The 4,639-nt window shown below is 43.1% G+C and carries 4 protein-coding genes; all 4 read left to right on the top strand.

The window, feature by feature from the left end:
* Positions 1–564: 564 nt before the first annotated feature.
* The 4 genes from AB7S66_RS11440 (at position 565) to AB7S66_RS11425 (ending at position 4,501) form a co-directional block, all read left to right on the top strand.
* Positions 565–1,194 carry a TetR/AcrR family transcriptional regulator gene (locus tag AB7S66_RS11440; protein WP_428520120.1) on the top strand — a complete coding sequence of 210 codons (630 nt, stop codon included), beginning with the start codon at positions 565–567 and terminating at the stop codon, positions 1,192–1,194.
* A 42-nt stretch (positions 1,195–1,236) separates the two neighbouring features.
* The gene (locus AB7S66_RS11435; protein WP_428520118.1) at positions 1,237–2,586 is read left to right on the top strand and encodes a radical SAM protein; all 1,350 of its coding nucleotides are present in this window, start codon (positions 1,237–1,239) and stop codon (positions 2,584–2,586) included.
* Between the two features lie 634 nt (positions 2,587–3,220).
* A complete protein-coding gene (locus tag AB7S66_RS11430) occupies positions 3,221–4,117 on the top strand; it encodes a DUF2974 domain-containing protein (RefSeq protein WP_428520116.1) in 897 nt (298 codons plus the stop codon).
* Positions 4,118–4,318: 201 nt separating this feature from the next.
* Entirely contained in the window at positions 4,319–4,501 is a 183-nt protein-coding gene (locus AB7S66_RS11425; protein ID WP_428520114.1) for a hypothetical protein, read from the top strand.
* Positions 4,502–4,639 lie beyond the last annotated feature (138 nt).

The following is a 4,639-nucleotide window of genomic DNA, read 5'->3' as shown; positions in this document are numbered from 1 at the left end:
TCGTGCTTCTGTTCCATCCGCTTTTACTCTCCCTAATATTTAGGTTGGGTAAAGTATGGCACACTTTGCCCGCATCGTAAAGATGCTGAAGCAGATAATTTGCTATTTCGAAGGATGTTATTGGAGGCAGCACATGGTTTGTTTTTGTAAAAGATTCCACGAATCAGAGACCTGATTACTAAAAGTTACAGATTAAGTGTTGTGACCTAATAATACAGGGATGGCCCTTCCTTATGCAATCATCTTCAGGTTTTCTGATGCTTCTGGCTCTCTATACCTTTATCGCTTTATCCAATCCCACAAAAAAAGTGATTGAACCTTTTCTTTTGAAGAAAAGCCATGAATCAGAGACCTGAAAACTAAAAGTTACAGATTAAAGCAATGTCTGTAACATCCATTTCTTTGCTGAGTTAAAGTGATTTCCATATATAAGCCAATATTGCTTCCCACTGAGAGTCTAACTGCATAACTTTCTATTCGCCATTGACAACCCAGAAAATATCCTTTATGCTGACACTAGTGTCAAAAAAGAATTTACAGCAATTTCCATAGAAGGGGACCATCATGCCGAAACTAGTTGACCATGAATATCGCTCCAAGGACATCATCAAGCAGGCCTTGGACATTTTTTCAAGAAAAGGCTATTACACCGCCAACTATGAGGAAATCGCAAAACAATGCGGATTAAGCCGAACTGGACTCTACAAATACTATGCAAACAAAGAGTTGATATTTATGGAGACGGTTCAATATGTGGTTGATTTGATCACAGAAAGATTGCAGGATGTCGTCAACACCAAGATGATTTCCTCTTCCCAGAGATTGAAAGAAGTACTCAACGTATTTGCAGATTTTATGCAAAACCACAAATTTTCTTCTATTCTCTTGGAGTTTGCTGTTTGCATGAACCACGATCAGCCTTTGACGGTTTCTCAGTATCTCCAGGAGTCCATCAAATCCTTAGGGAAAGTCATAGAAGCTGTCTTTGCGAGTTTGGGAGAAAGCTCGTCGTATACACTTTCTTCAGCTTTCATGGGACGATCCTTCTTCCGAAACCATATACTGCAACCCCTTTTCGGTACGGTTGAAGGGGAAGGTAATCGATATATTTGCCTATTTGAACAATGGGAAAGTATTTCCAATAAGAGACATGAGTTGAGTATTGAAGGTGCCCTTAATAGTGGACTGCAATGATTGTCTTGAGAACAAGACTATCACAAACAAAGGAGCAATAGTATGAATCATGTTACTCACGGTATCAGTAGTACTGCACTGAATCTGGCGTTACATTTCATGGAAAGCAATCCGGAAGAGAACATCCCAAAAGTTGTGGATACCCTCTTGAATTTTATTAAAGACGAAGGAAACAGAAGTAAGCTCATTGCCGCAAAGAATGTGATGAAAGAAAAAGATAATCCATATCGAAATCTCATTCTCAGAGGGTTTGAAGAACTCCAGCCAATAGTCAGAAAACGGTTTTTATCGAATTTTGTGCTGAACGCATCAATGCTTAGGACTAAACGAGCCCAAGTCTTAATGGACCAGTATGATTGCAACATTCCCTGGGCCATCCTAATGGATCCGACCAGTGCCTGCAATCTTAGTTGCATAGGTTGCTGGGCAGGCGAATACAAAAAAACAGATTCGTTGGATTATACATTGATGGACAGGATTATTAGGGAAGGCAAGGAAATGGGGACTTATTTCTATATCTATTCAGGGGGTGAGCCGACACTACGGAAAAAAGATCTACTCAAACTAGCTGCGAAACACGATGATTGCATGTTCCTTGCGTTCACCAACGGGACTTTGGTGGATAGAGAGTTTTCACAATCCTTGGCAGATCTTGGAAACTTCGCCTTGGCATTCAGCATTGAGGGTTTTGAGGAACAGACTGATCTCAGAAGAGGATCGGGGACTTATAGCAAAGTTCTGGAAGGTATGCGCCATATGCGTGAGGCAAAGGCCCCCTTTGGTTTCAGTACATGCTATCATTCAAAAAATGTGGATGGTGTTGGTAGTGAAGATTTTTTGGATTTTCTAGTTGAGCAAGGATGCATGTTTGGTTGGTATTTCACATACATTCCTTTAGGGAAAAATGCTGACACTACATTGATGACGAAGGCAGATCAGAGAGAATTCATGGCCCATTGGTTACGTGATATGCGTACCAAAAAATCAATTTTCTTGCTGGACTTTTGGAACGACGCCCAGTATGTAGGTGGTTGTATTGCGGGCGGCAGGAGCTATCTGCACATCAATGCTGCAGGGGATGTGGAACCATGCGCATTCATCCACTACGCGAATACGAACATAAGAAACAGTACACTGCTGGATGCATTGCAGTCTCCACTTTTCATGGAGTATCGAAAACACCAGCCATTCAACAAGAATCTTTTCCAACCATGTCCCCTGCTAGACAACCCCGAGGCACTTGCCCAAATGGTGAAGGACTCTGGTGCCAGCTCAACCCAACCTCTGGACCATGAGGATGTAGATGAGCTCTGTGCAAAGTGTACCAGCGCAGCAAAGGAGTGGGAGAGTCATGCCATTCTGTTGCGTAAACAGTATATAGATGAAAGGTGAAAGATGGTGGTATGTTAGGCTCGAAAAGTGATTAGGATAGTTGGTTGGGTATATGCTCTTCGAGTCCTGTGAACGATATAGGAAATAAATATGGTAGGCCTTTTAAACTGCCCGTTCATTCCAATCTATGGGGGTAGGAGCCCTCATTATCGAAACTATCGACTTACTAATATTGATATTGGCTTGTTTCTTGTCTTCGTTCTATTGCGGTTTTCTGGGCTATGCATACCTTCATTCCCCAACGGGGCGAGAGGAAAGGAATCATCATGATGGTTCCTCTCCCGAGCGAGTGCAGGGAAAGCAAGGTGAGACATCCCGTCCATTGGGGCGGGAAAGGAGGCAACGCATCCTGAGTTCAGCTCTTGCCCTGAGGTATTGATACCTTTCATTGCCTTTTAATCGTGGGATTTCGGATGCTTATTTGATAAAAGGGCAGGTAATGGGTAATATAATTGATTATGTCAAAACGGCAAAAGATAGCTTTGATTCTAGACCTTTCTGCGAAGTGGACAGTCTCGTTTTGTCGCAAGTATCGTATCTGCGATTCAATGGGTTTGTGCCTGGAATATCATCCCTGGACGTTTCTATCAGTATCCGTGAGCTTTTGGAACAAGACAATCTGGAGTGGCTTTTTTTGGACGTCCGGGATCCTAGGAGTAACCTGAAACTGTTGTTGGCTCTTGCCGATAGTCCCAGATTCCAGAATGTCCAGATGTCTCGGTATGTTGATTATATAGACCCAGTTCAGGAAAAGCAGTTTTCTGCAATCACTTTCCTGATTGGTGATGGGGTGGCATATGTTGCCTTTCGAGGGACTGATTCGACATTCGTGGGATGGAAAGAGGATTTCAATATGGCATTCCTTAACCCGGTTCCTTCTCAGGAGGAAGGTGTGAGATACCTGAACAGTTTCATTGGAAGCTCATATCGGACTATACTTGTCGGAGGGCATTCAAAAGGAGGCAATATCGCAGTGTATGCCTCAATGTATTGTGACCAAAGTGTTCAGGATAGGATACAAGTCATATTCAGTCATGATGGTCCAGGATTCACTGAAGATGTTTTTCTCAGCGAAAACTATGCGAATACGAAATGCAAAATCCGGAAGACATTGCCACAATCTTCTTTGATAGGGATGCTCCTGCAGCAACAAGAGGAATTCAAGGTTGTCAAGAGCGACCGATTTTGGATTATGCAGCATGACCCATTTTCTTGGTTGGTTGAGGGTGTTGAATTCCAATATGCAATCAATTTGAACGGAAACGCCTCGTATTTCAACAAGGTCCTGAATAAATGGGTTTCATCGTATGACAAGGAACAAAGGGAAGTCTTTGTGGATACCTTTTATCAAGTTATAAAATCCACAAATGCAAAAACCTTTGGTGATCTGTTACGCAATAAAAAGGGAAAGGCATTTGCAGCAGTGTTTGCTATCAAGGATATCGATGAAGACACCAGGCGTTTTATCTTGAAGACAATCAGTTCTCTCTTTGTTTTGCTGATTCGGGACATTGATAAGCATAGATTGTAAGCAGACTATAAGGTGCCATTCAAATCACAGCTGAAACCATCTAGCCGTTACACATGATGGAGGCGATAGATGGATATCAATCTTGAAAATCTCCACGACCCGTGCGGTGGACGGCTGGCAAGGATATCTGCCTTACCAACCCACGTATCTGCGGTTTCTGACGCCCAATCCCTAGTACTACCATTCTTCTGGATGTCATCGATGATAGTCCTTAAAAGCGAGTGGCTGGCCTTTCCCATGGTATTCGTGGTAATGAAAAACAGCATCAGACGGAATCGACCCACTGCCCAGATGCAGCAAAATGCGAAGAAGCCAACAAATTGCGCAGAGAAGGTCAGCCACATCAGGACCCTTGCAACGGTCGCAACCGTCAGATTGACGTAAAAAGGGATGAAGATATACGTTTACAGGATACCCAGTATCATGTATGCAAGAGTCGCAGTCCCCAGCGGTACGGAGATATTGTCGAGCCCAAACGGTGTGAATGCTTCAAGCGCGGTAGAGACAAGGGAAACCACACCA

This window comes from Sphaerochaeta sp. (assembly GCF_050178175.1).
In the GTDB taxonomy this organism is placed as follows: domain Bacteria; phylum Spirochaetota; class Spirochaetia; order Sphaerochaetales; family Sphaerochaetaceae; genus Sphaerochaeta.
The sequence above is the reverse complement of the archived record's forward strand: the minus strand, read 5'-3'. Positions and strand labels throughout refer to the sequence as shown.